Source organism: Leifsonia sp. ZF2019, assembly GCF_019924635.1.
Lineage (GTDB): Bacteria > Actinomycetota > Actinomycetes > Actinomycetales > Microbacteriaceae > Leifsonia.
In genome coordinates, this window is record NZ_CP065037.1 from 1503305 (window position 1) to 1529566 (window position 26262).

The window sequence follows — 26262 nt, forward strand, 5'->3', positions numbered from 1 at the left end:
GGTCAGACCCGCTCGAGCAGGACGGCGACCTCCAGGTGCCCGGTCTGGGGGAACATGTCGAGAACGCGGCCGGTCCGGATGCGGTACGACGGCATCCGGGCCAGGTCGGTCGCGAGGCTCTTCGGGTTGCAGCTCGAGTAGACGACGTGCGGGATCCCCGACCCTTCCAGCCAGCCGGAGAGCTCAGAGCCGATCCCACGGCGCGGCGGGTTCACGATCACCAGCTCCGGCGTGGTCTTCGCCCGGAGCGCGAACGCCGTCGCGTCCTGCGCGTGGAACGCCAGCTGGGGGAGGCCCGCCGCTGCGGCGGTCGCCCGGGCGCTCTTGACCGCTTCTGCGCTGGTCTCGACGCCGACCACCCGGCGCCGGGGCGCTGCGCAGTGGAGGGCGAAGCCGCCGACCCCGCAGTAGAGGTCCCACACGCTCGCGGGCGACACGTCGTCGACCCACGCGCTCACCTGTCCGTAGAGCTGTTCGGCAACGGCCGTGTTGGTCTGGAAGAAGCTCTGCGGCCGCAGCCGCAGGCCGACTCCGCCGACCCGCATCACCAGCGACGAATCCGGCGTCAGCACGATCTCCCGGTCGCCCTCGACGACCGCCTTGTGCTCCGGCTGGATGTTCGCCGACACCACGCGCGCGTTCGGCAGCCTGCCGAGCAGCCACCCGAGCTCGCGCCGGATCCGCGCCACGGCGGACTCGTCCCGCAGCACGAACCGGATCATCAGCTCGTCGTCGGGCGAGAGCGTCACGAGGACGAACTTCAGCTCTCCGCGCCGCGCGGGCACGTCGTAGGGCGCGAGCTGTGCCCGCGTCACGAATTCCGCGAGCACGGGCAGCGCCGCCCGTATGCCGGGCGCGCAGATCCCGCACTCGCTCAGGTCGACCCCGCGCCCCCGCTCGTCGAGGATTCCGATGGTCGGCCGCTCGAGCGTGCCGCCCACGACCATCTTCGCCTTGTTGCGGTAGCCGGCCTCCGCGCTCGCGATCGGAGGCAGCCACATCGCATCCCCGAAGGGCGCCAGCAGCTCCCGCGCCGAACGGTCCTTCCCCGCCAGCTGCTCGCCGTACGGCACACCCATCAGCGTGCACGACCGGCACACGCCGGCATCGAAGTAGGAGCAGTCCATGACCGGTCAATGGTACGCGGTCGTGCACACGACGAAGGCCTCACTCCCGTGGGAGAGAGGCCTTCGTGTGCTGTTCGGTGCCCCCAGTAGGATTTGAACCTACGGCCTTCTGCTCCGGAGGCAGACGCTCTATCCCCTGAGCTATGGGGGCCAGGAGTGCCCGTCCAGGCTAGCATCACTTTTCCGTGCTGCTCGCACCGCGCGGGCCTCGCCGGGGGTCAGGCGGCGGGGAGGTTGGCGAGCACGTTCTCCATGAGCGGTGCGGCGTCGCCGGGCTCGAAGAAGGCAGTGGACTCGGCGACGATCCACTGACTGCCGCGGAAGATCTGCACCTGGCCCGCGTCGCCCGTCTTGAAGTAGCCCTCGATGGGCGGCGCGCCGTAGGTGGGGACGGGCTGGGCGTCGGTGATCGCGGCGTTCTTGAGGGCATCGAGCTGGCTCGCGGGAGGCTGGGCGACGGCGATCTGGATGACGTCGCCACTGGTCTGGTTGAGCCAGGAGCAGGCGACACCCTGCCAGTCGGCGATCTTCTTCTCGAGGCTGCCGTCCTTCGGGGAGTAGCCGGGGTTCGCTCCGAAGTTGGGGTTGTACGCGTACAGCTGATCCGGGGTGACGAGCTGGTCGCAGGTGAGGGTGACCGGCGTGGGGGGCTCGGTCGGCGTCGAGGTGGGGGTGGTCTCCGTCGGCTTCGTCGTGGACGCGCCTCCCGCGGTGGCCGTGGGCGACGACGGCGACGCCGAGGGCGTGCAGCCGGCCAGGGCGAGCGCTCCGGCCAGGACGCCGGCGACGAGGAGGGAGCGGGCGGGGCGGGGGGAGAACGGCATGGTGGCGATCGTCTTCCGAGTCGGCGGGCGAGTGCTGTCGACCCTATCAAGGGGTGCACGGGCGCTCCGGCCCGGAGGCGTGCGCGCGCGGCTTTCGTTAGGCAATCGATGCCGTCGCCATCCCGGTAGAATCGATGCTCATGACTCCCGCTGACCTCTCCGCCGCCCTGCTCGACATCGTGACCGCGGTCGTCGACCGGCGCCGAGCGGAGGGCGCGGAGCTCGGCGAGCTGTCCCTGACGCTCGCCGACGTGCCCCTGGAGCGGCCGAAGAACCGCGAGCACGGGGACTGGTCGTCGAACGTCGCCATGCGGCTCGCCAAGAAGGTGGGCGCCAACCCGCGCGAGCTCGCGACCGAGATCGCCGCGGCCGCCGCGGCCATCGACGGCGTCGCGTCGGCCGAGGTCGCCGGCCCGGGCTTCATCAACTTCCGCCTCGACGCCGCCGCCGCCGGGCAGCTCGCCCAGACCATCCTGGACGCGGGGGCCGACTACGGGCGCACCGACGTCTACCACGGCCTGAAGGTCAACCTCGAGTTCGTCTCGGCCAACCCGACCGGCCCCATCCACATGGGCGGCGCGCGCTGGGCGGCCGTGGGCGACAGCCTCGCCCGCATCCTGCAGGCCGCGGGCGCCGACGTCACGCGGGAGTACTACTTCAACGACCACGGTTCGCAGATCGACCGGTTCGCGCGCAGCCTGCTCGCTGCCTATCTGGGCGAGGCGACCCCGGAGGACGGCTACGGCGGCGCCTACATCGGCGAGATCGCCGCGCGGGTCGTCGCGGACTACGACGGCGACCTGTCCGCCCTGCCGCGCGAGGAGCAGCAGGAGGTGTTCCGCTCGCAGGGCACGCAGCTGATGTTCCAGGAGATCAAGGACCGGCTGCACGCGTTCGGGGTCGACTTCGACGTGTTCTTCCACGAGGACTCGCTGCACGAGTCCGGCGCCGTCGAGCGCGCCATCCAGCGCCTCTCCGACCTGGGCCACATCTTCGAGGCCGACGGCGCCGTCTGGCTGCGCACCACGACGTTCGGCGACGACCGCGACCGCGTGATCATCCGCTCGAACGGCGAACCCGCCTACATCTCGGGCGACCTCGGCTACTACCTGAACAAGCGCGAGCGCGGGTTCGAGCAGAACATCATCATGTTGGGCGCGGACCACCACGGCTACATCGGCCGCTTGATGGCGATGACCGAGGCCTTCGGCGACGTCCCGAACGTCAACCACCAGATCCTCATCGGCCAGATGGTGAACCTGGTGAAGGACGGCGAGCCGATGAAGATGTCGAAGCGCGCCGGCACCATCGTCACGCTCGACGACCTCGTCGACGCGGTCGGGGTGGACGCCGCCCGCTACTCCCTGGTGCGCTCGTCGACGGACTCCCCGCTCGACATCGACCTCGACCTGCTCAGCAAGCGCAGCAATGAGAACCCCGTCTACTACGTGCAGTACGCCCACGCCCGCACCCGCTCGGTCGCGGCGAACGCCGAGAAGGCGGGAGTCGACCGCAGCGCCTTCAAGCCGGAGCTGCTGACCCACGAGACCGAGAGCGCGCTGCTCGGCGCGCTGCAGGAGTTCCCGCGTGTGGTCGCCCAGGCCGCCGAGCTGCGCGAGCCGCACCGCGTCGCCCGCTACATCGAGGAGGTCGCGGGCCTGTACCACGCGTGGTACGCGGTGCGCGACGGCTCGACGCGCGTGCTGCCGTTCGGCGAGGAGCCCGTGACCGACGCGCACCGCACCAGGCTGTGGCTCAACGACGCGGCCGGGCAGGTCATCCGCAACGGACTCGGCCTCGTGGGGGTGTCCGCTCCGGAGCGGATGTGAGCCCGATGAGCGACCAGCCCACCGACATCCTTCCCGACCCGGCGACGACCCCCGCCGGGACATCACCGCGTGCCCGGCGGCCGCGCTGGACGCGCGTGCTGCTGTGGACGCTCATCCCGCTCGCCGTGCTGGCGGTACTCGTCGTCGCCGCCGACGTCGCCGTGCGCGCCTACGCGGAGCAGCGGGTGTCGTCGGAGATCGAGAAGAAGCTGCCGTCGAACATCGCGGGCGACGTGCAGGTGCACATCGGCGGCGTCTCGGTGATCCAGCAGTACCTCTCCGGCTCCTTCGAGCGAGTGGAGCTCGACGCCCCGAAGCTGACCGTCGACGGCACACCGATCAGCGCCTCGGTGATCGCGACCGGAGTGCCCGCCGACTTCAGCAAGCCGATCGCGGACGCGACCGGCACCCTCAGCATCTCGCAGGCGTCGCTGAACAAGCTCGTGACCATCCCGGGCGCGACCGGAGACATCACGCTCGGCGACGGCGTCATCGGCTACCGCGGCAGCATCGACCTGCTCGGCCTCCCCGTCGGCTACTCCGTCACGGCCACGCCCACGGCGCACGGCGACACCGTGCTCCTGCAACCGGGCACGGCCTCGCTGGACACGGGATCCGGTTCGAACGTCAACCTGACGCGCCTCCTCCAAGCCCTCACCGACCGCGGCCCGTTCCCGGTGTGCGCGGCGCAGTACCTCCCGAAGGGCGTGAACGTCTCCGACATCGCGGTGACCACGGGCCACGCCACGGTCACCCTCACGGCCAGCGGTTTCGTGCTCGACGAAGCCTTCCTGCGGAGCAAGGGCAGCTGCTCGTAACACGTCCTGCGCCGCCGCACGGCATCGGTAGACTCTTTCGTACTTCTCCACCGGCTTCAGGGGCCAATCCGGGTCCGCTCGCCTGAGAGACCCCCCACTCGTCGTTCCCGTGAGGTTGTCCCTATGGCCCCGAATCCCCTTGCACCCCCGTGGCTCCGCGTCCCGCACGACGCCAATGCCCTCGTCCCCGGCCTCTGGTCGCGCACCGTCGAACGCGACGGCGGCGAGCTGAGCGTCGGCGGGGTCGCCGTCACCGACCTCGCCGCCCGCTTCGGCACGCCCCTCTACGTGGTGGATGAGCGGGAGGCGCGCGAGCGCGCCGCGGAGGTGCGCGACGCGCTGCAGACCGCGTTCGCGGGGATCGGCTCGGCGGCGAAGGTCTATTACGCGGGCAAGGCCTTCCTCTCGATCGAGGTCGCGCGCTGGATGGCCGACGCCGGCCTCAACATCGACGTGTGCTCCGGCGGGGAGCTCGCGGTCGCCCTCGCGGCCGGCGTCGACCCGGCGCGGCTCGGCTTCCACGGCAACAACAAGTCGGCGGCCGAGATCGACCGTGCCGTCGCGGCCGGCCTCGGCGCGATCATCATCGACAGCCTCCAGGAGATCGACCGCGTCGCCGAGGCCGCCGCGCGCCATGGCCGCGTCCAGAGCGTGCGGCTCCGCGTCAACAGCGGCGTGCACGCCCACACGCACGCCTTCCTCGCCACCGCGCACGAGGACCAGAAGTTCGGGATCGCCCTCGGCGATGCCGCGCAGGCGGTCGCCCGCATCCGCGCCCATGAAGGACTCCGCTTCCTGGGCCTGCACTGCCACATCGGCTCGCAGATCTTCGGCGCGGACGGCTTCGCGGAGTCGGCCGCACGCCTGCTCGCCGTCCACCGGGAGCTCCTGGCCGACGGCGACGTCCCCGAGCTGAACCTCGGCGGCGGATTCGGCATCGCCTACACCGCGGCGGACGACCCGGCGCCCATCGCGGAGCTGGCCACGCGCATCGCCGAGACCGTCGCCGCCGGATGCGCCGAGCTCGAGATCCCGACGCCCGTCGTGGCGTTCGAGCCGGGGCGCTCGATCATCGGCACGGCCGGGCTGACCCTCTACACGGTCGGCACCACCAAGGATGTGCTGGTCGCGGCCGAGGATGACGGCGAGACCGCGGTCCGCCGCTACGTGAGCGTCGACGGCGGGATGAGCGACAACGCCCGGCCCGCCCTCTACGGCGCTGACTACTCGGCCCGTATCGCGAGCCGCGTGTCGTCGGCCGCACCGGAGCTGGTGCGCGTCGCCGGCAAGCACTGCGAGAGCGGCGACATCGTCGTGGACGCGGAGTACCTCCCCGGCGACGTGCGACCGGGCGATCTGCTCGCCGTGCCCGCGACCGGCGCCTACTGCTGGTCCTTGGCGAGCAACTACAACTATCTGGGCCGTCCGCCCGTGATCGCGGTGCGCGACGGCGAGGCCCGCGTGATCGTGCGCGGCGAGACCGAGGCGGACCTGCTGGCGCGCGACGCCGCATACGAGGGTTCCGTCGGCGAAGGAGTGAACCGATGATCGAGTACCGCAACCTCCGTGTAGCCCTGCTCGGGGCCGGCTCCGTCGGCTCGCAGGTGGCGCGCCTGCTGCTGGAGCAGGGGGACGAGTTCGCCTCCCGGGTCGGCGCCAAGCTGGAGCTCGTGGGCATCGCCGTCCGAAACCTCGACGCCCCGCGCGACGTCGACCTGCCGCGTGAGCTCTTCACGACGGACGCGAGCTCGCTCATCCTGGGCGCCGACATCGTCGTGGAGCTGATGGGAGGCATCGAGCCGGCCCGCGGATACGTCCTGGAGGCGCTGAACTCCGGGGCCGACGTCATAACGGCGAACAAGGCTCTCCTGGCCACCCACGGCCCCGAACTGTTCGAGGCGGCCGAGCAGGTCGGCGCGCAGCTCTACTACGAGGCGGCCGTCGCCGGTGCGATCCCGATCATCCGACCGCTGCGCGACAGCCTCGCCGGCGACCGGGTCAACCGCATCCTCGGCATCGTCAACGGCACCACGAACTTCATCCTCGATCGGATGGACGTCAACGGCGAGAGCCTGCAGGACGCCCTCGCGACCGCCACCGAACGCGGGTACGCCGAAGCCGACCCGACCGCCGACATCGGCGGCTACGACGCCGCGCAGAAGGCGGCCATCCTCGCGAGCCTCGCCTTCCACACCACCGTGCCGCTCGACCGCGTCTACCGAGAGGGCATCACCGGTGTCACCACCGCGCAGGTCGATGCCGCGCGCGAGGCGGGCGCCGTCATCAAGCTCCTCGCGATCTGCGAGCGCCTGACCGATCCTGAGACGGGGGAGGAGGGCGTCTCCGCCCGCGTCTACCCGGCTCTGATCGACCGGCACCACCCGCTCGCGGCCGTGCACGGCGCGCACAACGCGGTATTCGTGCAGGCGGGCGCGGCGGGCGACCTCATGTTCTACGGCGCGGGCGCAGGCGGAGTCGAGACGGCCTCCGCCGTGCTGGGCGACGTGGTCTCCGCCGCGCGTCGGCACGTGGTGGGCGGCCCGGGCGTCGCGGAGTCGACGCACGCGGACCTCCCGGTCCTCGACATCGGCCGTGTCGTCACGCGCTATCAGATCACCCTCGACGTCACCGATCAGCCGGGAGTGCTCGCCGCGGTCGCGCGCATCCTGAGCGACGGAGGCGTGAGCGTCGAGACGATGCAGCAGTCGGTGCCGAGCGCGACCGGCGCGATCGTCATCGCGGGTCGTCTTCCGTCCGCTGAGGGGGCGCCGATTCACGGCGCGGGCGCACCCACCGCTACCCTGGTCATCGGCACGCACGAAGCCGAGGAGGCCGCGCTCGCGGCCACCGTGGAGGCGCTCGCGGCGAGCGACGTCGTGACCGCCATCTCTTCCGTTCTCCGAGTCGAAGGATCGTAATGCCCGAGAAGTCGTACAGCCGTCAGTGGCGTGGTGTCCTCCGCGAGTACGCGGACCGCCTGAACATCTCCGAGGCCACGCCGATCGTGACCCTCGGCGAGGGCGGCACCCCGCTCATCCCGGCCGCGGCGCTCTCGGCCCGCACCGGCGCGGACGTCTACGTCAAGTTCGAGGGCATGAACCCGACCGGCTCCTTCAAGGACCGCGGCATGACGATGGCGATCTCGAAGGCCGTCGAGCACGGCGCGAAGGCCGTCATCTGCGCCTCGACCGGCAACACCTCCGCCTCGGCCGCCGCCTATGCGACGCACGCCGGCATCCAGGCGGTCGTCCTGGTCCCCGAGGGCAAGATCGCGATGGGCAAGCTCGGCCAGGCCATCGCCCACAACGCGCAGCTGCTGCAGGTGCAGGGCAACTTCGACGACTGTCTCGACATCGCCCGCGATCTGGCGACCAACTATCCGGTCCACCTCGTCAACTCGGTGAACCCCGACCGCATCGAAGGCCAGAAGACGGCCGCGTTCGAGGTCGTCGAGGTGCTGGGCGACGCCCCCGACTTCCACATCGTCCCGGTCGGCAACGCCGGCAACTACACCGCATACCACCGCGGATACACCGAGGAGCTGCAGCGCGGCGAGGCCACGAAGCTCCCGCGCATGTTCGGCTTCCAGGCCGCGGGGAGCGCCCCGATCGTGCTCGGCCACCCGGTCAAGGAGCCCGACACGATCGCCACGGCGATCCGCATCGGCAACCCGGCCTCCTGGGAGCTCGCGCTCAACGCCCGCGACGACAGCGACGGCTACTTCGGCGCCATCGACGACGCGAAGATCCTGGAGGCCCACCGCATCCTCTCCTCGGAGGTCGGCATCTTCGTCGAGCCGGCGTCCGCCATCAGCGTCGCGGGCCTGCTCGAGCGCGCGGAGGCGGGGGCCATCCCAGCCGGCGCCACGGTCGTACTGACCGTCACCGGCCACGGCCTGAAGGATCCGCAGTGGGCACTGCGCACGGCCGACGGCTCGGACGTGCAGCCCACGGTCGTGCCGGTCGACACCGCCGCCATCGCGGACGTGCTCGGACTCGTCGCCAGCGGAGCGACCGCGTGACCTTCGCCGCCGACGCCCTGCGCGGCCGGTCCGTCACGGTCAAGGTGCCCGCCACCAGCGCCAACCTCGGTCCCGGCTTCGACACCCTCGGCCTCGCGCTCGCGCTGTACGACGAGCTGCGGGTCTCGGTCCGCGACGAGCCGGGAGCGACCGTCGAGGTCATCGGCGTCGGCGCGGGCGAGGTCCCGACCGACGAGACCAACCTGGTCGTCCGGGCGATCGCGCACACGTTCGCGTCCGTCGGCCACCCGCTGCCCGGCCTCGACCTCGTGGCGCGCAACACCATCCCGCACGGCCGGGGGATGGGCTCCTCCGGTGCCGCGATCGTCTCCGGAATCATGGCTGCGAAGGGTCTGCTGGAGGGCGTGGTCGAGTTCGACGCGCAGAGCCTCCTCGCGCTGGCCAACGACATGGAGGGACACCCCGACAATGTCGCACCCGCGCTGTTCGGCGGCCTGACCATCGCGTGGGTGACGCCGGAGGGTCCCCAGTTCAAGAAGCTGATCGTGCATCGTGGCGTCTCGCCGCTCGTGCTGGTGCCCTCGCACGTCATGTCGACGGCCCTCGCACGCAGCCTCCAGCCGGAGTCCGTGCCCCACGAGGACGCCGTCTTCAACGTCTCCCGCTCCGCCCTGCTCGTCGCGGCCCTCATCCAGAGCCCCGAACTGCTGCACGCCGCCACCGAGGACAAACTCCACCAGAGCTACCGCGCCTCGGCGATGCCCGAGACCAACCGTCTCATCACGCTGCTGCGCGAGCGTGGCTTCGCGGCCGTCGTCTCGGGCGCCGGCCCCTCGATCCTCGTGCTCTGCAGCGACCCGAGCCAGCGGCTCGCCGCCGCCGAGCTCGTCGCGAGCGAGGCGGAGACCGACTGGCAGCCGCTGATGCTGGCGGTCGACTTCAAGGGGGCGACGGTCTCGGCCGTCGCGACGGAGAGCGCGGACACTCCGGCGGCCTAGCGTCAAAAACGCCGGGCGCGAGGTGGTAAACTGTGCGTGCACCCGTGAAGAAACCGCGTCACGAGCGAATTCAGCTTCCGGGTGATCTCAAAGCAATCATGCCGTCATTCCTGCCTGCGTGCCCGGATGTCCGGGGCGCACCGTAGCGCGGATCAGAACGCGAATCGGTCAGGGCAGTTCATGTGACGAGTGCTCCACAGCGACGCGCAGAGAGCGCGTCGGGGGAAAGGAATCCTCTTCAGTGACTGATGTCGAACTCCACGCCGGGGGCGTGGACACCAGCGACCTGACCGCGCTCAAGGTGGCGGAGCTCCAGGCTCTCGCCTCGCAGCTCGGCCTCCAGGGCGCAAGCAAGCTCCGCAAGGGCGAGCTCGTCGAGGCGATCGCGGCCGCCCGTGCCGCCGCCCAGCCGGAGGCGGCGGTGCAGGCCGCCGCTCCGGTCGAGGCGATCGAGCAGCCCGCCGACCACGCGACCGCCGCCTCCCAGGTCCTCATCGAGCCGCTCATCGCCGAGCCGGCCGCCGCCGAGCCGGTCGCCGCCGAGCAGGCCGAGCCCGCCGCCGGGACCACGGTCCCGGACGCGGCTCCCGCGGCCCAGCCGGCCGCCGAGCCGCGCCGCCGTGGCTCCCGTCGTGCCTCCAGCCCCGATGGCACGAGCCTCACCGCCACCGGCCACGTCAACTCCGGCGAGACCGGTGTCGAGTCCCTCATCCCGGACGTCGATGCCCTCCTCGACTCCGCTCTCGCCTCGCGCGAGCAGGCGCAGCGCGACGGCCAGACCGGCGGCCGTCGCCGCCGTGGCCGCGGCCAGAACGGCAACGGCGCCCCGCAGGAGCAGGGCAGCGAGCAGCAGGCCGACCAGCCGCGCGAGGCCGAGCAGGCCGCCGCCAACGGCGAGCAGGGCGACGCGCAGGCGCCGGCCGAGGGCGAGCAGCAGTCCCGCTCCAGCCGCCGCAACCGCAACCGCAACAAGAACAACGGACAGGGGCAGAACGGCGCGGGCAACGGCGCTCAGGGCGAGCGTCCGGGCCAGCAGAAGGACCTCCAGGGCGGCGACGAGCAGAAGCAGTCGCAGCAGCAGGGCCAGCAGAACCGCGGCGGCCAGCAGCAGGACGCCGAGGGCGACCGCTCCGGCCGGTACCGCGACCGCAACCGCAAGCGCCGCGGCGGTGCGGGCGACGAGTTCGAGCCCGAGCTGTCCGACGACGACGTGCTGCTGCCCGTGGCGGGCATCCTCGACGTGCTGGACAACTACGCGTTCGTCCGCACCACGGGATACCTCCCGGGCGCGAGCGATGTCTACGTCTCCCTCGGCCAGGTCAAGAAGTACAACCTGCGCAAGGGCGACGCGGTCGTCGGCGCCATCCGCCAGCCGCGCGAGGGCGAGAACAACAGCCGCCAGAAGTACAACGCGCTGGTCAAGGTCGACTCCATCAACGGGCAGACGGTCGAGGAGGCCGCGACCCGCGTCGAGTTCGGCAAGCTCACCCCGCTGTACCCGCAGGAGCGTCTGCGTCTCGAGACCGAGCCGACCAAGGTGACCCAGCGGATCATCGACCTGGTCGCCCCGATCGGCAAGGGCCAGCGCGGCCTCATCGTCGCCCCGCCGAAGGCCGGCAAGACGATCGTGATGCAGCAGATCGCCAACGCGATCACCACGAACAACCCCGAGGTGCACCTCATGGTCGTCCTGGTGGACGAGCGTCCCGAAGAGGTCACCGACATGCAGCGCACGGTCAAGGGCGAGGTCATCGCCTCGACCTTCGACCGCCCCGCCGAGGACCACACCACCGTCGCCGAGCTCGCCATCGAGCGGGCGAAGCGCCTGGTGGAGCTGGGCCACGACGTCGTCGTGCTGCTCGACTCCATCACCCGCCTCGGACGCGCGTACAACCTGACCGCTCCGGCGTCGGGCCGCATCCTCTCGGGAGGCGTCGACGCGTCCGCGCTGTACCCGCCGAAGCGCTTCTTCGGCGCCGCGCGCAACATCGAGCATGGCGGCTCGCTGACCATCCTCGCTTCGGCACTCGTCGAGACGGGCTCCAAGATGGACGAGGTGATCTTCGAGGAGTTCAAGGGCACCGGCAACATGGAGCTCCGCCTGTCGCGCAGCCTCGCCGACAAGCGCATCTTCCCGGCCGTCGACGTCAACGCCTCCGGCACCCGCCGCGAGGAGATGCTGATGGGCCAGGACGAGGTCAAGATCACCTGGAAGCTGCGCCGCGCCCTCGCCGGGCTCGACCAGCAGCAGGCCCTCGAGATCGTCCTCGGCCGTCTCAAGGAGACGTCGAGCAACGTCGAGTTCCTGATGCAGGTGCAGAAGTCGATGCCGCAGCCGGCTAACGGCCACGGCAACGCCCACTCGCACGGTCACGAGAACGACCACCGCTAGCTGAGGGAAGTGCCCGTCCGTCGCGCCCGTGCGCGCCGGGCGGGCACTTTTCCGTTCCCGGCCCCCGCCTCCCTCCCTCGAGAAAGCAGCCCCCATGTTCGAATCGGTGAACGGCCTCATCGCCGAGCACGACGACCTCCAGCAGCAGCTGTCCGATCCGGAGCTGCACAGCGACCCCGTCCGCTCGAAGAAGGTGAACCGCCGCTACGCCGAGCTCTCGCGCATCGTGGCCTCGTACAACGAGTGGAAGCAGCTGACCGACGACCTGGAGGCCGCCCGCGAGCTCGCCGCGGAGGACGCCGCGTTCGCCGAGGAGATCCCCGGCCTCGAGCGATCGCTGGAGGAGTCGAGCGAGAGGCTGCGCCGCCTGCTCATCCCGCGCGACCCCAACGACAGCCGGGACGTCATCATGGAGATCAAGATGGGCGAGGGCGGGGCGGAGTCCGCGCTGTTCGCCGGAGACCTCCTGCGCATGTACCTCCACTACGCCGACTCCAAGCGTTGGAAGGCCGAGATCATCGAGCAGACCTCCAGCGACCTGGGCGGCGTCAAGGATGTGCAGGTGGCGTTCAAGGGCAGCTCCAGCGACCCGGCGGAGGGGGTGTGGGCGCACCTCAAGTACGAAGGCGGCGTGCACCGCGTCCAGCGTGTGCCCGCGACCGAGTCGCAGGGGCGCATCCACACCTCCGCCGCGGGCGTGCTCGTCTTCCCCGAGGTCGACGAGCCGGAGGAGGTCGACATCAACCCGAACGACCTCAAGATCGACGTGTTCCGTTCGTCCGGCCCCGGCGGACAGTCCGTCAACACGACCGACTCCGCGGTGCGCATCACGCATGTCCCGACCGGCATCGTCGTCTCGATGCAGAACGAGAAGAGCCAGCTCCAGAACCGCGAGGCCGCCATGCGCGTGCTGCGCGCGCGCCTGCTCGCCAAACAGCAGGAGGAGGCGGACGCCGAGGCCGCCGAGTTCCGCAAGGGCCAGATCCGCACCATGGATCGTTCCGAGCGTATCCGCACGTACAACTTCCCCGAGAACCGCATCGCGGACCACCGCACCGGCTACAAGGCCTACAACCTCGATGCGGTCATGAACGGCGCCCTCGAACCCGTCATCGAGTCCAACATCCTCGCCGACGAGGAGGCGCGCCTCGCCGATCTCGGCAACGACTGACCGGCGAGGCGGCTGACAATCGGCCGCCTCGGCGCTCCGGACCCCACTTCGGGCCGCCTCGGCGGGCTCAGATGTAGAGCGCCGGGTCGAGCCAGTCGTTTCCGGCGATCTGCTCGTGGCCCGAGCGCGGACGCGCGCGGGCGGGGACACCCATGAGCACGGAGTCGGCGGGGGCGTCCTTGGTGACGACCGCGTTGGCGCCGATCACGCTGCGCTCGCCGATCGTGATCGCACCGAGCACCTTCGCCCCCGCACCGACGATGACGCCGTCGCGGATGGTGGGGTGGCGTTTGCCGTGACCGCTGCCGCGGCCGCCGAGCGTGACGCCGTGGTAAAGCATGACGTCGTCGCCGATCCACGTGGTCTCGCCGATGACGACGCCCATGCCGTGGTCGATGAAGAAGCGGCGGCCGATGCGGGCGCCGGGGTGGATCTCGATGCCGGTGAGGAACCGGGCGAACTGCGAGAGGAGGCGGGCGGGCGTCAGCAGCCCGGCCCGCCACATCCGGTGGGCGACGCGGTACGTCCAGACCGCGTGGAGCCCCGAGTACGCCAGAGCGACCTCGGTGGTGTTCCGTGCGGCCGGGTCGTGCCGGCGTGCGTTGCGGATGTCCTCCCGCATTCGTCCGAAGGGCAACGTCAGTCCAGGAGGTCGGCCCAGAGCGGCGTGGAGATGTACCGCTCGCCGGTGTCGCACACGATCGCGACGATGGTCTTGCCCGCGTTCTCCGGCCGCTTCGCCTGCTCGAGCGCGGCCCAGACGATCGCACCGGAGGAGATCCCGGCGAGGATGCCCTCCTCGCTGGCGAGCTTCTTCGCGATGGCGACGGCGTCGTCGAACGAGACGTCGGCGACCTCGTCGTAGACGGTGGTGTCGAGGATCTCGGGGACGAAGTTCGCGCCGATGCCCTGGATCTTGTGCGGGCCCGGCTTCCCGCCGTTCAAGATGGGGGAGTCGACCGGCTCCACCGCGACGACCTTCACGCCCGGCTTGCGCTCCTTGAGCACCTGGCCGACGCCGGTGATGGTGCCGCCGGTCCCGACGCCCGCGACGAAGATGTCGATGCCGCCGGCGGTGTCGGCCCAGATCTCCTCGGCCGTGGTGGCGCGGTGGATGGCGGGGTTGGCCGCGTTGGCGAACTGCTGCGCCCAGATGGCGTTGTCGGAGCTCGCGACGATCTCCTGCGCCTTCTCGACCGCGCCGCGCATGCCGTCGGGCCCGGGGGTCAGCACGATCTCGGCGCCGAACGCGCGCAGCAGCACCCGACGCTCCTTGCTCATCGTCTCGGGCATGGTGAGGATGACCTTGTAGCCGCGGGCCGCGCCGACCATGGCCAGCGCGATGCCCGTGTTGCCGCTCGTGCCCTCGACGATGGTGCCGCCGGGCCGCAGGGCGCCGGCCTTCTCGGCCGCGTCGATGATCGCGACGCCGATGCGGTCCTTGACGCTGCCGGCCGGGTTGGCGAACTCGAGCTTCGCGAGCACCGTCGCTCCGGTGCCCTCGGCGAGGCGGTTGAGCCGGACGAGCGGTGTGCGGCCGACCGTCTCGGTGACGTCGTTGTAGATGTGACCCTGAATCTGATCTGACATGGCCTCTTCCTCGTGGCGGGATGGTACGGCGGACCGTGGATGGGGAGCGTCCTCCACTCTAATCCGCGCGCGTGCCCGTGAGCCGAACGTGACGATAGGCTCGGTGGGCCATGCCTCCCGAGACCCCTGCCGCGACCCCCGGCCCTGCCTCCGTCCGCTCCGTCCTCGACCGTGTCGTCGCCGTGCTCTCGGCGGCGGGTGTGCCCGACCCCGATGTCGACGCCGAACTGCTCGTCGGCCACGTGCTCGGCGTGAGCCGTGGGCGCGTGCAGGCGCTCGCGATGATGGGGGAGCGACTCGAGGACGCCGAGGCGGAGCGCGTGCGCGAGCTGACGGAACGCCGTGCGGCCCGTGAGCCGCTGCAGCACATCACCGGCCGCGCCGCGTTCCGTTCGCTCGAGCTGAAAGTCGGACCGGGCGTCTTCGTGCCGCGCCCCGAGACGGAGGTGGTCGCCCAGTTCGCCATCGACGCCCTGCGCTCGGTCGCGGCTCCCGAGCCGGTCGCGGTCGATCTCGGCACGGGGAGCGGCGCGATCGCCCTGGCGATGGCGACGGAGGTGCCGCATGCCCGCGTCTTCGCCGTCGAGAACTCCCCGGAGGCGTTCGTCTGGACCCGGCGCAACGTCGACGAGTCCGGCGTCGCGAACCTGCGTCCCGTCTTCATCGATCTCGCCGATGCGCTCCCCGACCTCGACGGATCGGTCGACGTCGTGATCTCGAATCCGCCGTACGTCCCCGACGCCGCCATCCCACGCGACCCGGAGGTCCGCCTGTTCGACCCCGCGGCCGCGCTCTACGGCGGTCCGGACGGATTGGATGTCGTGCGGACCATCTCGCGCGTCGCGCAGCGTCTGCTGCGCCCGGGCGGCACGCTGGTGCTCGAGCACGGCGAACTGCAGGGCGCCGACATCCGTGCCCTGCTCACGGCCGACGGCTGGCGTGCAGCCGCCACGCACCGCGATCTGACGACGCGCGACCGGGCGACGACCGCCCTGCGCTGAGCGGGCAGTGCTAGGCGACCAGCTCGCCGGCCCGCTCGACCGCGTCGAGCAGCCCGTCCGGCGTGCGGAAGAGGTGCGCCCGGATCCCGAGCGCGGCAGCGGATTCGACGTTCTCCACCATGTCGTCGGCGAAGAAGGTCTCCTCCGGACGCGCCCCGTAACGCTCCAGCACCCGCTCGTAGACCACCGGATCCGGCTTGCGCGCACCGTAGTCGGAGGAGGCGCGCAGGTGCTCGACGCCGAGGATGGGCACCAGCTCCGGAGCGAGCCGGCTCAGGCGTCGCGCGACCAGGGGGCCGTTGTTCGTCAGCAGGGTCGCGGTGCCGAGCTCCTGGGCGCGCTCGACGGCGCGCAGCGAGGTCGGCCACGGTGTCATCGCAGCGCCCCGGATGCGGAGGAAGTCCTCCTCGGAGACCGGGACGCGGAGGGCCGCCTGCAGGGCGTCCAGATACGCCGCCTCGTCGGCGAACGCGCCGGCCTCCGCCGCCCACTCGCCCTCGCGGTGCCACCAGCGCTCCCGCAGCTCGGCGAGGCTGAGACCCGTGAGCTGCGACATCCCGGCCATGCGGGTGCGCCAGTCGTACTCGTAGAGCACGTTGTCCATGTCGAAGACGAACAGCACGCGTCAGCGCTCCCGCTCGGCGAAGGCGTGGATGGCGTCGAGCAGGCCGTCGGTGTCGAATGTCCCGTCGTCCCGCTTGACGAAGTGGTGCGCGTGCATGCCGAGCTCGCGCGCGCCTTCGACGTTCGGCAGCGAGTCGTCGAACAGGATCGCGTCCTGCGGCTGCACGCCGAACCGGCCGAGCGCACGGGTGTAGATGCGGCGCTCCGGCTTGCGGGCGCCGAGCACGGCGGACACGAGGTCGTTGTCGCGCAGCACGTCGACGATCTCCGGAGTGAGCACCGGAAGGGAGTCCTTGAACGGGATCGGGTTGTTCGACAACAGCGACACCGTGCCGAGAGTCGCCGCCTCGCGCAGCGCGGCGATCGACCCCGCGATCGGCGTCATCGCGGCCTTCCTGGCCTCCTGCCACTGGGCGAGCGTCAGCCGCGCGCCGGTCACGTCGGCGAACGCCTCGAGGTACTCCTCGCTCGTCGCGTACTCGCCGATCTCGGCGGCTCGCTCATGCCCTCCCGCCCACCAGGTGGAGGCCAGACGGTACTGACTCACGCCGCTCAGCTCCGCCAGCTTCGGCAGCCGCCGGTGGAAGTCGTAGTCGTAGAGCGTCTTGTCGCAGTCGAAGAAGTAGACGTCCATCGATACCAGTATCGACCGTGGACGCAGGGAACCTTGCAGCGGCTCAACTATCATGGGTGCCGTCATGGCACCCATCTACGACTGCTCGGTCGACTCCGAGCTCCTCTCCGGCATGCGTCTGGCCCGTTCGGCCATCGGTCGCGGCGAACTCGTCGTCATCCCCACGGACACGGTCTACGGCGTCGCCGCCGACGCGTTCTCGCCCGCCGCGGTGCAGCGGCTGCTGGACGCGAAGGGCCGCGGACGCCAGTCGCCGCCCCCCGTGCTCGTCCCCGGCATCCCCACCCTCGCCGCCCTCGCCGAGACGGTGCCAGCGGAGGTCGACGCGCTCGTGAAGGCGTTCTGGCCCGGCGGCCTCACGATCGTGCTCCCCGCCGCCCCGTCCCTGGTCTGGGACCTGGGGGAGACCCGCGGCACGGTCGCCCTGCGCATGCCGCAGGACACCATCGCCCTGGAACTGCTCTCCGAGACCGGCCCGCTCGCGGTCTCGTCCGCCAACCTCACCGGCCGTCCCGCCGCCCGCACCGCCGCGGAGGCCGAGGGGATGCTCGGCGACTCCGTGTCCGTGTACCTCGACGGGGGAGAGGCGGGCTCGTCGTACGAGCGTGTGGAGGGCAAGGACTCCTCCTCCACGATCGTCGACGCCACCGCGCTCGCCGCCGGTGCGGGCAAGCTCCGCATCCTCCGCCACGGCGTGATCTCCGTCGAGCGGCTGCGCGAGGTCGTCGGCGACGCCCTCGAGGCGGGCGCCGACGCCGCGGCGGACGCCACCACGGACAGCTGAGCCGTGACCCTCCTCCTCGTCCTCGCCCTGATCTCGGCCGTCATCACGTTCGGGATGTCGCTCGTCGTCTACAAGCTGAGCCTGAAGTACCGGCTGTACCCGAAGATCCGGGAGCGCGACGTGCACACGCGGCCGACTCCGCGGCTCGGCGGCATCGCGATGTTCCTCGGCATCCTGGTCGCGGTCGGGGTCTCGTGGCTGCTGTCGAGCCAGTTCGGGGTGCTGTCGCTGATCTTCTCGGACAGCGGGCCCATCCTGGCGATCCTCGGCGGGAGCCTGCTGATCGTGGTGATCGGTGTGGCGGACGACATCTGGGACCTCGACTGGATGACCAAGCTCGCCGGCCAGTTCGTCGCCGCAGGGCTGATCGGCTGGCTGGGCGGGGTGCAGATCCTCTCGCTCCCGATCGGCGGCCTCACGGTCGGATCGCCGATCATGAGCATCGTCATCACCCTGTTCGCCATCGTGCTGGTGATGAACGCCATCAACTTCATCGACGGGCTCGACGGCCTCGTCGCCGGCGTCGCGCTCATCGCCAACGGCACGTTCCTCATCTACACGTATCTGCTCCAGCGCGAGATCAGCCCGCAGAACTACTTCAGCCTCGCCGGGGTGATCGCCGCCATCCTGGTCGGGGCCTGCGCGGGCTTCCTCCCGCTCAACTGGCACCCCGCGAAGATGTTCATGGGCGACGCCGGGGCCTTGCTGATCGGCCTCCTGATGGCGACGTCGGCCATCTCGGTCACGGGCACGATCAACCCGGAGACGCTGCAGACCCTCGGCCGATCGAGCCTCGTCCCGGCGTTCATCCCGATCATCCTGCCGTTCGCGGTGCTCATCGTTCCGCTGCTCGACTTCGGCCTCGCCGTCGTCCGCCGCCTGCGCGCGGGCAAGTCGCCGTTCAGCGCCGACCGCAAGCATCTCCACCACCGGCTGCTCGACATGGGGCACTCGCACCTGCACGCGGTGCTCATCTTCTACGCGTGGACCGCTGTCGTCTCGATCGGCTCCCTGCTGTTCTTCTTCGACCCGTACTGGATGGCGATCGTCTTCCTCGCCGTCGGGCTCGTCGTGTGCACGGTCTTCACGCTCGCGCCCCTCAGCCGCCGCAAGCTGACGGAGGCCGCCGCCGAGCTCGCACCCGCGGGCACGGAGGAGGCGGCCGAGACCGCCCGTTTCGACCAGCTCGACGCCGCCAGCGAGCGGCACCCCTATTCCGACCCGACGCCCGCCGTCGGGCCGTCCGCCCCCACCTCCGAGGAGTCCCGATGACCGACCACCAGGACGGCGCCCCCGCGCCCCGGCCGGCCACGCCCGCCCAGCCCACCTCCACGCCCGTGCTGAAGGACGTGCTCAAGTACGGCCTCATCCTCGCGCTGGTGATCGCCGTCGTCGGCGCGCTGCTCGGCGGGATCTTCGCCGGATGGATCGGCGTGACCAGTGCGCTCATCGGCACGGTGATGGCGGCCGTCTTCCTCGGGATCACGGCCGTCAGCATTCTGATCGCCAACCGCTTCATCGGGTCCGACCTCTTCGTCGGGCTGTTCTTCGGCATCGTCCTCGGCGGCTGGATCCTCAAGTTCGTGCTGTTCCTGGTGCTGGCGATCCTGCTGCGCGACCAGTCGTGGATCAACTCGACGGTGCTGTTCCTGAGCCTGATCGCCGGGGTGATCGGCTCCCTCGTCGTCGACATGATCGTCGTCTTCCGGTCCCGCGTCCCCTACGTGAGCGATGTCACCCTGCCGGGGGAGAAGCAGTGAGCCGTATCCGATTCGTTACACTGCGAAAACTCTTGTAGAGTTGTCAGTGATCCCCCACCCGAACGCGCTTTCACGCTTCACCGGCGCTCGGTCTCGGGTGTACCCATGTTCGTCGTCGCGAGGGCCTGAGGCTCGACGCCCCGAAACAGGAGATAGCGCTGCTAGCTAACGCTGTGAACCTGCTGGTCCAGGCCGCAAGCTCCGATGATGGAAGCTTCACCGGCCCCTCGATCAACGAGTTCTTCCCCCCGACCCTGTTCACCATCGGCGGACTCGAGTTCAACCGCATCATCGTGGTCCGGCTCATCGCCCTTCTCGCGCTGATCCTGGTCTTCTGGCTCGGCACCCGCAAGATGAAGCTGATCCCCGGCCGGTTCCAGTCGGTGGTCGAGATGGGTCTCGACTTCGTGCGCGTGAACATCGCGGAGGACCTCCTGGGCAAGAAGGACGGCCGCCGGTTCCTTCCCCTGCTGACCACCATCTTCTTCATGGTGCTGTTCTTCAACCTGACGGGCATCATCCCGTTCCTGAACATCGCGGGCACCTCGGTCATCGCGCTCCCGCTGCTGCTGGCGGTCGTCGCGTACATCGCCTTCATCTACGCCGGCATCAAGAAGAGCCCGAAGAACTTCTTCAAGAACGCGCTCTTCCCGCCCGGCGTGCCGTGGTTCCTCTACATCATCGTGACGCCGATCGAGTTCGTCTCGACGTTCATCCTGCGGCCGGTGACGCTCACGCTCCGACTCCTGATGAACATGGTCGTGGGCCACCTCCTCCTCGTCCTGTTCTTCACGGCGACGTCGTTCTTCTTCTTCACCGCGGGCAGCTGGTGGTCGCTCTTCGGAGTCGGCACCTTCGCCTTCGGCTTCGTCTTCACCCTGTTCGAGATCCTGGTCGCAGTCCTGCAGGCCTACGTCTTCGCACTGCTCACCGCTGTCTACATTCAGCTCGCAGTCGCCGAGGAACACTAAGAACGATCCGCGCACCCGCACGGATCGCCATCACGGAAGGAAACACACAACGTGGACATCGCTGCAATCAACGGCAACATCGCCACCGTCGGTTACGGCCTCGCGGCCATCGGCCCGGCCATCGGCGTGGGCATCGTCGTCGGCAAGACCATCGAGGGCGTCGCCCGTCAGCCCGAGCTGGCCGGCCGTCTCCAGGTCCTGATGTACATCGGTATCGCGTTCACCGAGGCGCTCGCCTTCATCGGTATCGCGACCTACTTCATCTTCCAGTAATCCTCTTTTCTCTCTAGTTAGGAGGAACGATGCTCAAGAGTGTCGTCATCGCCGCCGCGGAGGAGCACAACCCGCTCATTCCCGCGTGGCCTGACATCATCGGGTCGCTGATCTGCTTCATCGTCATCCTGTTCTTCTTCTGGAAGCTCGTCCTTCCGCGCATGAAGAAGATGCTCGATGAGCGCGCAGCAGCGATCGAGGGCAACATCGCGAAGGCCGACGAGGCCCAGCACAAGGCCGAGGCGCTGCTCGAGGAGTACACCGCGCAGCTCGCCGACGCCCGTGCCGAGGCCGCGAAGATCCGCGAGACGGCCCGCACCGACGGTCAGAAGATCGTCGCAGAGGCCAAGGACACCGCGACGGCCGAGGCCGCCCGTGTGACCGCGACCGCTCAGGCGCAGATCGAAGCCGAGCGGCAGACCGCCCTGGTGTCGCTGCGCACCGAGGTCGGCTCGCTCGCGATCGACCTCGCCTCGGGCGTGGTCGGGGAGGCGCTCACCGACGACAAGAAGTCGCAGGCGATCGTCGACCGCTTCCTCGCGGACCTCGAGACCAGCGAGAAGGCAGGGTCGAGCAAGTAATGGGAAGCGCCACCAGAGAAGCATTGGCCCGCTCCGTCTCGGCTCTGTCCGGGCTCGGGGCCAAGGCCGATCTGGCGACGGCTGAAGACCTGTTCGCCGCAGGACGAGTCGTCGCCGACTCCGCCCAGCTCCGTGCGGTCCTCAGCGACCCCTCGGCCGACCCGGCCGGGAAGACCGCGCTCGTGCAGCGCATCTTCGGTTCGCTCTCCGCCCCGGCGGTCGAGCTGCTGGTCTCCGTCGCCTCCGGCCGCTGGTCAGGGCAGGACGACCTGCTCGACGCCGTGGAGGAGCTGGGGATCCGGTCGATCGCCGCGTCTGCGCCCCGCAACCTCGACATCGCGGCCGAGCTGTTCGCGTTCGGAGGGGCCGTGACCTCCGACGCGGAGCTCGAGCTCGCGCTGCGCAGCAAGCTCGCGGCGCCCGAGGCCAAGGCCGCGCTCGTCGATCGGCTGCTCGAGGGCAAGGCGTCCGCCCAGACGGTCGCCATCGTGCGCCAGCTGGTGCTCCAGCCGCGCGGCCGCAGCATTCGCGAGTCGCTCCGGTCGGCTGCCCGGATCGTGGCGGCGCAGGACGGCCGCACCATCGCGACGGTCATCACCGCGCAGCCGCTGGCTGCCGCTCAGGCGGAGCGCCTGCGCAGCACCCTGGCCGCGAAGTACGGCGACCTCAAGCTCAACCTGGTCGTCGACCCGACGATCATCGGAGGACTGCGCGTCCAGATCGGCGACGACGTCATCGACGGCAGCATCGCCTCGCGCCTCTCCGAACTTCGACTTCAGCTGGCGGGCTGACCGCCCTCTATACGAGAAACCCAGGTAGGGAACTAACGATGGCAGACATTCAGATCAGCCCCGACGAGATCCGGGACGCGCTCAAGGACTTCGTGTCCCAGTACGAGCCGACCAAGGCGGAGACCACCGAGGTCGGACACGTCCTCGACGCCTCCGACGGCATCGCGCACGTCGAGGGCCTCCCGGGCGTGATGGCCAACGAGCTCATCCGCTTCGCGAACGGCACCCTGGGCCTGGCCCAGAACCTCGACGAGAACGAGGTCGGCGTCGTCGTCCTCGGCGAGTTCGACCAGATCGTCGAGGGCATGGAGGTGACCCGCACCGGCGAGGTCCTCTCCGTGCCGGTCGGCGACGGCTACCTCGGCCGCGTGGTCGACCCGCTGGGCAACCCGATCGACGGTCTCGGCGAGATCGCCTCGGAGGGTCGCCGCGAGCTCGAGCTCCAGGCCCCCGGCGTCATGCAGCGCAAGTCGGTGCACGAGCCGCTCCAGACCGGCATCAAGGCCATCGACGCCATGATCCCCGTCGGCCGCGGCCAGCGTCAGCTGATCATCGGCGACCGCCAGACCGGCAAGACGGCCATCGCGATCGACACGATCATCAACCAGAAGGCCAACTGGGAGTCGGGCGACGTCAACAAGCAGGTCCGCTGCATCTACGTCGCCATCGGCCAGAAGGGCTCGACCATCGCCTCGGTGAAGGGCGCGCTCGAGGACGCCGGCGCGATGGAGTACACCACCATCGTCGCGGCCCCCGCCTCCGACCCGGCCGGCTTCAAGTACCTCGCCCCGTACACCGGCTCCGCCATCGGCCAGCACTGGATGTACGGCGGCAAGCACGTCCTCATCATCTTCGACGACCTGTCGAAGCAGGCAGAGGCCTACCGCGCCGTGTCCCTCCTCCTCCGCCGTCCGCCGGGACGCGAGGCCTACCCGGGTGACGTCTTCTACCTGCACTCCCGCCTGCTGGAGCGTTGCGCCAAGCTCTCCGACGAGCTGGGCGCCGGCTCGATGACCGGTCTGCCGATCATCGAGACCAAGGCGAACGACGTCTCCGCGTACATCCCGACCAACGTGATCTCGATCACCGACGGCCAGATCTTCCTCCAGTCGGACCTCTTCAACGCCAACCAGCGTCCCGCCGTGGACGTCGGAATCTCGGTCTCCCGAGTCGGCGGCGACGCGCAGGTCAAGTCGATCAAGAAGGTCTCCGGCACGCTCAAGCTCGAGCTCGCCCAGTACCGCTCGCTCGAGGCGTTCGCGATGTTCGCGTCCGACCTCGATGCGGCCAGCCGCCGCCAGCTCGCCCGTGGCGCGCGCCTCACCGAGCTGCTCAAGCAGCCGCAGTACTCGCCGTACCCGGTGGAGGAGCAGGTCGTCTCGATCTGGGCCGGCACCAACGGCAAGCTGGACGAGGTCGCCGTCGAGGACGTGCTCCGCTTCGAATCCGAGCTGCTCGACCACCTGCGCCGCAACACCGACATCCTGACCACGCTCCGCGAGACCAACGTCCTCGACGACAGCACGGTCGAGGCGCTCGGCGCCGAGGTCGACAAGTTCAAGCTCGAGTTCCAGACCGGAGAGGGCAAGCCGCTCGCCTCGGTCGGGCGCGAGGAGTTCGAGGCCATCGCGGAAGAGGACGTCGACCAGGAGCGCATCGTCAAGGCGAAGCGCTGAGCCGGCACGCTCAGTAGGAACTTAGGAGACACATGGGAGCACAGCTTCGGGTCTACCGGCAGAAGATCAGATCTGCCCAGACGACCAAGAAGATCACCCGTGCGATGGAGCTGATCTCCGCCTCACGCATCCAGAAGGCGCAGGCGCGGGTGGCCGCCTCGTCGCCGTACGCCCGCGCGATCACGCGCGCGGTGTCGGCGGTGGCGACCTACTCGAACGTCGAGCACGTCCTGACCACGGAGCCGGAGAAGATCGAGCGCGCCGCGATCGTCATCTTCTCGTCGGACCGCGGCCTCGCGGGCGCGTTCAACTCGAACGTGCTCAAGGAGTCGGAGAAGCTCGCCGAGCTGCTCCGCAGCCAGGGCAAGGACGTCGTCTACTTCCTCATCGGACGCAAGGCGCAGGGCTACTTCAGCTTCCGTCGGCGCGCGTTCGAGCGGGTGTGGACGGGCAACACCGACGCGCCGGAGTTCGAGCAGGCCAAGGAGGTCAGCGACGCGATCCTGGAGTCCTTCCTGCGCGACGCATCGGACGGCGGCGTGGACGAGATCCACGTCATCTACAACCGCTTCGTCAGCATGCTGACCCAGGAGCCGCAGGTCGTCCGCCTCCTCCCGCTGGAGGTCGTCGAGGGTGTGGAGGAGCCGGACCGCAGCCAGGTCCTCCCCCTCTACGAGTTCGAGCCGGACGTCGAGACGGTGCTGGACTCGCTGCTCCCGGTCTACATCGAGAGCCGCATCTTCAACGCCATGCTGCAGTCGGCCGCCTCCAAGCACGCTGCGACGCAGAAGGCGATGAAGGCGGCGAGCGACAACGCCGACAAGCTCATCACCGACTACACGCGCCTCGCGAACAACGCCCGTCAGGCCGAGATCACCCAGCAGATCTCCGAGATCGTCGGCGGCGCGGACGCGCTGAGCGGCGCCAAGTGACATCCGGCCGAGAAGTTTCACAACGAGAAGAGAACGAATCATGACTACCGCTACCGCCGAGGCCCAGGCTTCGACCGCGCAGCCGGCCGGCGTGGGACGCATCGCCCGCGTCACCGGTCCGGTCGTCGACATCGAGTTCCCGCACGACTCGATCCCGGGCATCTACAACGCTCTGAAGACCACCATCACCATCGGTGAGCAGTCGACCGAGATCACCCTCGAGGTCGCCCAGCACCTCGGTGACGACCTGGTCCGCGCCATCGCGCTGAAGCCGACGGACGGCCTCGTCCGCGGCGGCGAGGTCCGCGACACCGGCGCCCCCATCTCGGTGCCCGTCGGCGACGTGACCAAGGGCAAGGTGTTCGACGTCACCGGCCAGGTGCTCAACGCCGAGCCGGGCGAGAAGATCGAGATCACCGAGCGCTGGCCGATCCACCGCCAGCCGCCGTCGTTCGACCAGCTCGAGTCGAAGACCCAGCTCTTCGAGACCGGCATCAAGGTCATCGACCTCCTGACGCCGTACGTGCAGGGTGGCAAGATCGGCCTCTTCGGTGGTGCGGGCGTCGGCAAGACCGTCCTCATCCAGGAGATGATCCAGCGCGTCGCGCAGGACCACGGCGGTGTGTCGGTGTTCGCCGGTGTCGGCGAGCGCACTCGTGAGGGCAACGACCTCATCCACGAGATGGAGGAGGCGGGCGTCTTCGACAAGACCGCGCTCGTCTTCGGCCAGATGGACGAGCCGCCGGGAACGCGTCTGCGCGTCGCCCTGTCGGCGCTGACGATGGCGGAGTACTTCCGCGACGTGCAGAAGCAGGACGTGCTGCTCTTCATCGACAACATCTTCCGCTTCACCCAGGCCGGCTCCGAGGTCTCGACCCTGCTGGGCCGCATGCCGTCCGCCGTGGGCTACCAGCCGAACCTCGCCGACGAGATGGGCCTCCTCCAGGAGCGCATCACCTCGACGCGTGGACACTCGATCACCTCGCTGCAGGCGATCTACGTCCCCGCGGACGACTACACCGACCCGGCGCCGGCGACCACCTTCGCCCACCTCGACGCCACGACCGAGCTCTCCCGTGAGATCGCGTCGAAGGGCCTGTACCCGGCCGTCGACCCGCTGACGTCGACCTCGCGCATCCTCGACCCCCGTTACCTGGGCGAGGACCACTACCGCGTGGCAACCACGGTCAAGCAGATCCTGCAGAAGAACAAGGAACTGCAGGAGATCATCGCCATCCTCGGTGTCGACGAGCTCTCCGAAGAGGACAAGATCACGGTGTCGCGTGCGCGCCGCATCCAGCAGTTCCTCTCGCAGAACACCTACATGGCGAAGAAGTTCACCGGTGTCGAGGGCTCGACCGTTCCGCTCAAGGACACCATCGAGTCGTTCGACGCCATCGCCAAGGGCGAGTTCGACCACGTCGCCGAGCAGGCCTTCTTCAACGTCGGTGCGATCTCTGACGTCGAGGAGAAGTGGGCGCAGATCCAGAAGGAGAACGGCTGA

At 69.8% G+C, this 26262-nt stretch carries 25 protein-coding genes and 1 tRNA gene; 19 read left to right on the forward strand and 7 right to left on the reverse strand.

Going from position 1 to position 26262, the window contains the following annotated elements; genetic code table 11:
- Window positions 1-2 precede the first annotated feature (2 nt).
- The 3 genes from rlmC to IT072_RS07415 all read right to left on the reverse strand — a co-directional run bounded on the left by rlmC (window position 3) and on the right by IT072_RS07415 (window position 1951).
- Window positions 3-1127, reverse strand: a complete 1125-nt coding sequence (gene rlmC, locus IT072_RS07405) for a 23S rRNA (uracil(747)-C(5))-methyltransferase RlmC (RefSeq protein ID WP_223360309.1) — start codon at window positions 1125-1127, stop codon at window positions 3-5.
- Window positions 1128-1205: 78 nt separating this feature from the next.
- A tRNA-Arg gene (locus tag IT072_RS07410) sits at window positions 1206-1278 on the reverse strand.
- 67 nt (window positions 1279-1345) lie between these two features.
- On the reverse strand, window positions 1346-1951 hold the full coding sequence (locus tag IT072_RS07415; protein ID WP_223360310.1) for an iron ABC transporter ATP-binding protein: 606 nt from the start codon (window positions 1949-1951) through the stop codon (window positions 1346-1348).
- Between the two features lie 140 nt (window positions 1952-2091).
- Between IT072_RS07415 and argS the strand changes: the two genes are divergently transcribed.
- From argS to prfA, 8 genes are all read left to right on the forward strand, one after another.
- Complete coding sequence (argS, locus tag IT072_RS07420; RefSeq protein ID WP_223360311.1) at window positions 2092-3780, forward strand: arginine--tRNA ligase; 1689 nt, start codon at window positions 2092-2094, stop codon at window positions 3778-3780.
- A gap of 5 nt (window positions 3781-3785) precedes the next feature.
- Window positions 3786-4598, forward strand: a complete 813-nt coding sequence (locus IT072_RS07425) for an LmeA family phospholipid-binding protein (RefSeq protein WP_223360312.1) — start codon at window positions 3786-3788, stop codon at window positions 4596-4598.
- A 123-nt stretch (window positions 4599-4721) separates the two neighbouring features.
- Entirely contained in the window at window positions 4722-6146 is a 1425-nt protein-coding gene (lysA, locus tag IT072_RS07430) for a diaminopimelate decarboxylase (protein ID WP_223360313.1), read from the forward strand.
- Complete coding sequence (locus IT072_RS07435) at window positions 6143-7516, forward strand: homoserine dehydrogenase (protein WP_223360314.1); 1374 nt, start codon at window positions 6143-6145, stop codon at window positions 7514-7516. Before lysA ends, IT072_RS07435 begins: the two co-directional genes overlap by 4 nt.
- On the forward strand, window positions 7516-8619 hold the full coding sequence (thrC, locus tag IT072_RS07440; protein WP_223360315.1) for a threonine synthase: 1104 nt from the start codon (window positions 7516-7518) through the stop codon (window positions 8617-8619). Before IT072_RS07435 ends, thrC begins: the two co-directional genes overlap by 1 nt.
- A complete protein-coding gene (thrB, locus tag IT072_RS07445; protein WP_223360316.1) occupies window positions 8616-9578 on the forward strand; it encodes a homoserine kinase in 963 nt (320 codons plus the stop codon). Before thrC ends, thrB begins: the two co-directional genes overlap by 4 nt.
- Before the next feature lie 241 nt (window positions 9579-9819).
- Entirely contained in the window at window positions 9820-11970 is a 2151-nt protein-coding gene (gene rho / locus IT072_RS07450) for a transcription termination factor Rho (RefSeq protein WP_223360317.1), read from the forward strand.
- Between the two features lie 94 nt (window positions 11971-12064).
- The gene (gene prfA, locus IT072_RS07455) at window positions 12065-13141 is read left to right on the forward strand and encodes a peptide chain release factor 1 (RefSeq protein WP_223360318.1); all 1077 of its coding nucleotides are present in this window, start codon (window positions 12065-12067) and stop codon (window positions 13139-13141) included.
- A 67-nt stretch (window positions 13142-13208) separates the two neighbouring features.
- On the opposite strand, the gene epsC is transcribed toward prfA, so the two are convergent.
- Both epsC and cysK read right to left on the reverse strand, forming a co-directional pair.
- Window positions 13209-13763, reverse strand: coding sequence for a serine O-acetyltransferase EpsC (epsC, locus tag IT072_RS07460; RefSeq protein ID WP_223360319.1), 555 nt, complete (start codon window positions 13761-13763; stop codon window positions 13209-13211).
- 17 nt (window positions 13764-13780) lie between these two features.
- The gene (gene cysK, locus IT072_RS07465) at window positions 13781-14731 is read right to left on the reverse strand and encodes a cysteine synthase A (RefSeq protein ID WP_223360320.1); all 951 of its coding nucleotides are present in this window, start codon (window positions 14729-14731) and stop codon (window positions 13781-13783) included.
- A gap of 110 nt (window positions 14732-14841) precedes the next feature.
- Between cysK and prmC the strand changes: the two genes are divergently transcribed.
- Window positions 14842-15732, forward strand: coding sequence for a peptide chain release factor N(5)-glutamine methyltransferase (prmC, locus tag IT072_RS07470; RefSeq protein WP_223360321.1), 891 nt, complete (start codon window positions 14842-14844; stop codon window positions 15730-15732).
- Between the two features lie 10 nt (window positions 15733-15742).
- Here the strand turns inward: prmC and IT072_RS07475 are convergent, their stop codons facing one another.
- Complete coding sequence (locus IT072_RS07475; RefSeq protein WP_223360322.1) at window positions 15743-16354, reverse strand: HAD-IA family hydrolase; 612 nt, start codon at window positions 16352-16354, stop codon at window positions 15743-15745.
- Between the two features lie 3 nt (window positions 16355-16357).
- Complete coding sequence (locus IT072_RS07480) at window positions 16358-16990, reverse strand: HAD family hydrolase (protein WP_223360323.1); 633 nt, start codon at window positions 16988-16990, stop codon at window positions 16358-16360.
- Window positions 16991-17054: 64 nt separating this feature from the next.
- Here IT072_RS07480 and IT072_RS07485 point away from each other — a divergent pair, with 64 nt between their 5' ends.
- The 10 genes from IT072_RS07485 to atpD all read left to right on the forward strand — a co-directional run bounded on the left by IT072_RS07485 (window position 17055) and on the right by atpD (window position 26262).
- Complete coding sequence (locus IT072_RS07485; RefSeq protein WP_223360324.1) at window positions 17055-17774, forward strand: L-threonylcarbamoyladenylate synthase; 720 nt, start codon at window positions 17055-17057, stop codon at window positions 17772-17774.
- Window positions 17775-17777: 3 nt separating this feature from the next.
- A complete protein-coding gene (locus IT072_RS07490; RefSeq protein WP_223360325.1) occupies window positions 17778-19046 on the forward strand; it encodes an MraY family glycosyltransferase in 1269 nt (422 codons plus the stop codon).
- A complete protein-coding gene (locus IT072_RS07495; RefSeq protein WP_223360326.1) occupies window positions 19043-19534 on the forward strand; it encodes a hypothetical protein in 492 nt (163 codons plus the stop codon). The genes IT072_RS07490 and IT072_RS07495 overlap by 4 nt, the downstream gene beginning before the upstream one ends.
- Window positions 19535-19707: 173 nt before the next feature.
- A complete protein-coding gene (gene atpB / locus IT072_RS07500; protein ID WP_223360327.1) occupies window positions 19708-20505 on the forward strand; it encodes a F0F1 ATP synthase subunit A in 798 nt (265 codons plus the stop codon).
- A 51-nt stretch (window positions 20506-20556) separates the two neighbouring features.
- The gene (gene atpE / locus IT072_RS07505) at window positions 20557-20778 is read left to right on the forward strand and encodes an ATP synthase F0 subunit C (protein WP_018190348.1); all 222 of its coding nucleotides are present in this window, start codon (window positions 20557-20559) and stop codon (window positions 20776-20778) included.
- A gap of 29 nt (window positions 20779-20807) precedes the next feature.
- Complete coding sequence (locus IT072_RS07510; protein WP_223360328.1) at window positions 20808-21359, forward strand: F0F1 ATP synthase subunit B; 552 nt, start codon at window positions 20808-20810, stop codon at window positions 21357-21359.
- Window positions 21359-22150 carry a F0F1 ATP synthase subunit delta gene (locus IT072_RS07515; protein ID WP_223360329.1) on the forward strand — a complete coding sequence of 264 codons (792 nt, stop codon included), beginning with the start codon at window positions 21359-21361 and terminating at the stop codon, window positions 22148-22150. The genes IT072_RS07510 and IT072_RS07515 overlap by 1 nt, the downstream gene beginning before the upstream one ends.
- Before the next feature lie 38 nt (window positions 22151-22188).
- Window positions 22189-23826: a F0F1 ATP synthase subunit alpha gene (gene atpA / locus IT072_RS07520; RefSeq protein WP_223360330.1), complete on the forward strand. Its 1638-nt coding sequence runs from the start codon at window positions 22189-22191 to the stop codon at window positions 23824-23826.
- Window positions 23827-23858: 32 nt separating this feature from the next.
- Window positions 23859-24758, forward strand: coding sequence for a F0F1 ATP synthase subunit gamma (locus IT072_RS07525; protein WP_223360331.1), 900 nt, complete (start codon window positions 23859-23861; stop codon window positions 24756-24758).
- 40 nt (window positions 24759-24798) lie between these two features.
- Window positions 24799-26262, forward strand: coding sequence for a F0F1 ATP synthase subunit beta (atpD, locus tag IT072_RS07530; RefSeq protein WP_223360332.1), 1464 nt, complete (start codon window positions 24799-24801; stop codon window positions 26260-26262).

What these genes read in the sequence shown, in the direction of transcription:
- rlmC (WP_223360309.1), bottom strand. Translation starts at nt 1,127, where the DNA reads ATGGACTGCTCCTACTTCGATGCCGGCGTGTGCCGGTCGTGCACGCTG.
- IT072_RS07415 (WP_223360310.1), bottom strand. Translation starts at nt 1,951, where the DNA reads ATGCCGTTCTCCCCCCGCCCCGCCCGCTCCCTCCTCGTCGCCGGCGTC.
- argS (WP_223360311.1), top strand. Translation starts at nt 2,092, where the DNA reads ATGACTCCCGCTGACCTCTCCGCCGCCCTGCTCGACATCGTGACCGCG.
- IT072_RS07425 (WP_223360312.1), top strand. Translation starts at nt 3,786, where the DNA reads ATGAGCGACCAGCCCACCGACATCCTTCCCGACCCGGCGACGACCCCC.
- lysA (WP_223360313.1), top strand. Translation starts at nt 4,722, where the DNA reads ATGGCCCCGAATCCCCTTGCACCCCCGTGGCTCCGCGTCCCGCACGAC.
- IT072_RS07435 (WP_223360314.1), top strand. Translation starts at nt 6,143, where the DNA reads ATGATCGAGTACCGCAACCTCCGTGTAGCCCTGCTCGGGGCCGGCTCC.
- thrC (WP_223360315.1), top strand. Translation starts at nt 7,516, where the DNA reads ATGCCCGAGAAGTCGTACAGCCGTCAGTGGCGTGGTGTCCTCCGCGAG.
- prfA (WP_223360318.1), top strand. Translation starts at nt 12,065, where the DNA reads ATGTTCGAATCGGTGAACGGCCTCATCGCCGAGCACGACGACCTCCAG.
- epsC (WP_223360319.1), bottom strand. Translation starts at nt 13,763, where the DNA reads ATGCGGGAGGACATCCGCAACGCACGCCGGCACGACCCGGCCGCACGG.
- cysK (WP_223360320.1), bottom strand. Translation starts at nt 14,731, where the DNA reads ATGTCAGATCAGATTCAGGGTCACATCTACAACGACGTCACCGAGACG.
- prmC (WP_223360321.1), top strand. Translation starts at nt 14,842, where the DNA reads ATGCCTCCCGAGACCCCTGCCGCGACCCCCGGCCCTGCCTCCGTCCGC.
- IT072_RS07480 (WP_223360323.1), bottom strand. Translation starts at nt 16,990, where the DNA reads ATGGACGTCTACTTCTTCGACTGCGACAAGACGCTCTACGACTACGAC.
- IT072_RS07485 (WP_223360324.1), top strand. Translation starts at nt 17,055, where the DNA reads ATGGCACCCATCTACGACTGCTCGGTCGACTCCGAGCTCCTCTCCGGC.
- IT072_RS07495 (WP_223360326.1), top strand. Translation starts at nt 19,043, where the DNA reads ATGACCGACCACCAGGACGGCGCCCCCGCGCCCCGGCCGGCCACGCCC.
- IT072_RS07510 (WP_223360328.1), top strand. Translation starts at nt 20,808, where the DNA reads ATGCTCAAGAGTGTCGTCATCGCCGCCGCGGAGGAGCACAACCCGCTC.
- IT072_RS07515 (WP_223360329.1), top strand. Translation starts at nt 21,359, where the DNA reads ATGGGAAGCGCCACCAGAGAAGCATTGGCCCGCTCCGTCTCGGCTCTG.
- atpA (WP_223360330.1), top strand. Translation starts at nt 22,189, where the DNA reads ATGGCAGACATTCAGATCAGCCCCGACGAGATCCGGGACGCGCTCAAG.
- IT072_RS07525 (WP_223360331.1), top strand. Translation starts at nt 23,859, where the DNA reads ATGGGAGCACAGCTTCGGGTCTACCGGCAGAAGATCAGATCTGCCCAG.
- atpD (WP_223360332.1), top strand. Translation starts at nt 24,799, where the DNA reads ATGACTACCGCTACCGCCGAGGCCCAGGCTTCGACCGCGCAGCCGGCC.